The sequence below is a fragment of the Methylophaga sp. UBA4204 genome, assembly GCF_002379485.1.
In the GTDB taxonomy this organism is placed as follows: Bacteria; Pseudomonadota; Gammaproteobacteria; order Nitrosococcales; family Methylophagaceae; genus Methylophaga.
Genome location: NZ_DFTU01000022.1, coordinates 5137 through 6706 on the forward strand (window position 1 = coordinate 5137; position 1570 = coordinate 6706).

Sequence of the window (1570 nt, forward strand, 5' to 3'; positions counted from 1 at the left end):
GAAACCATGCGTAGCAGCGGCGAACAGATGGGCGGCCCAGCGGCTTTTAATCAACGTGATCGACAAGCGTTTGGTAATCAACTGGATAAGTGGTTACAAAAGGCAAAGCGTTAAGTCGGAATTCTCCCTGCTATCAAATAGTCTTACTTTTGATGTCACTAGAGGTAAACAACATGAGCAATAAATCTAAATCTACTCAGGCGAAAAGTCCTAACGGCCCGGAAAATGCTGTGGACGACAGCACCATTTCGCCAAAAAGCTCAGTTGAAGTCAGTGACAAAGCAAAAACTAAAAAAGATAAACCGAGAAACGAACGTGATTTGATACTGAATCATGAAGATGCGCAGGCCGCCAGCCCTGATGATATGGCTGCCTGTGGCGAAGAAGATGTAGGTGCCGGTCTGGAATTTTTAGTGACACGCAACGATCATGATAAGTAAGTACTGATCGAACATTTTTTCTCCACTCCACACTTTTTCACTGGCCTTACATCAATCATTTACTCAGCATCCTGAGTAGCAATACCATTCATTGTGCTTCCTGACTTACAGCTCACTTGCGATGTTTTATTTTAATCAATAGAATGATATTGATTCTCATTACCAAATAGCATTCAGGAGCTTTTCGTGAGCAGTGCCCAATCTGTCATCCACCATCATGTACAGGTGCTGTATAGCGAACATCATAACTGGCTGAAAGGCTGGTTATCCCAGCGATTGGGCAATAGCACTGAAGCCGCTGATCTGACTCAGGATACGTTTCTCCGTCTCCTTGGTTTGCCCTCATCGCGCCACTTTTCCAGCAGCGATCAGGCGCGCAGTTATTTACGAGCTACCGCCAAAAACCTCTGTATCGACCTCTGGCGTCGAAAGGAAATTGAAAAAGCCTGGCACGATACACTTTCCAGCTATCCGGAAGAAACCGCGCCCTCAGCAGAAAGGCAGGTGGCCGTGCTGGAAGCCCTGGAAGAAATTAATCTGATGTTGAGTGAGCTTCCAGCCAAAGCCGCCAAAGCATTTCTTTTAGCTGTAGTGTGCCAGATGACAGATGCCGAAACAGCCGTTCAACTGGGTGTATCGGATCGCATGGTGCGTAAATATGTGGCTAAGGCCATGTTGGCCTGCCTGAAACTACAAGCCTCGCAAACAACTCGCGAACTCATTTCTGAACCACAATCATAAAATGGTTGAACCTTCTCATAAGACGTTGGAAGAAGCCGCCGAATGGTTTGCCATTCTTCGTGATGGTCAAGCCAGTAATGACCACAAGTCCGGCTGGCGTAAATGGCTTGATGCCAAACCTGAGAATAAAACCGCCTGGCTTTACGTGGAAAAAATCAGCCAGGGTTTCCAGCCCTTACAGCAAACACCCGACCCGCATAGCACAGCTGACAATCTATACAATGCCAATCAACGATTACGTCAACGCCGCCGACTTCTCAGTGGCATGGCCAGTATTGCTGTGATTGGTTTAGCAGGTCATTTCAGCTGGAATAGAAAATGGCTGCCTGACAGTGTGATGGCATTGGCTGCTGACTACCACACCAGTGTCGGACAACAAACTGATATCA

4 protein-coding genes are annotated in these 1570 nt (G+C 47.0%); all 4 read left to right on the plus strand.

Annotated features, from left to right (window positions below):
• Positions 1-114, plus strand: a 114-nt coding sequence (locus B3182_RS02915; protein WP_292751493.1) for a DUF188 domain-containing protein, incomplete at its 5' end; no start/stop codon positions are given.
• Between the two features lie 59 nt (positions 115-173).
• Positions 174-440, plus strand: a complete 267-nt coding sequence (locus B3182_RS02920) for a hypothetical protein (protein ID WP_292354023.1) — start codon at positions 174-176, stop codon at positions 438-440.
• Positions 441-626: 186 nt separating this feature from the next.
• Entirely contained in the window at positions 627-1181 is a 555-nt protein-coding gene (locus B3182_RS02925) for a sigma-70 family RNA polymerase sigma factor (RefSeq protein WP_292354021.1), read from the plus strand.
• Between the two features lies 1 nt (position 1182).
• Positions 1183-1570: DUF4880 domain-containing protein (locus B3182_RS02930; RefSeq protein WP_292751464.1), on the plus strand; the 388-nt coding region annotated here is incomplete at its 3' end.

Excerpts from the sequence above, each read along its gene's own strand:
- B3182_RS02920 (WP_292354023.1), top strand. The coding sequence starts at position 174 with ATGAGCAATAAATCTAAATCTACTCAGGCGAAAAGTCCTAACGGCCCG.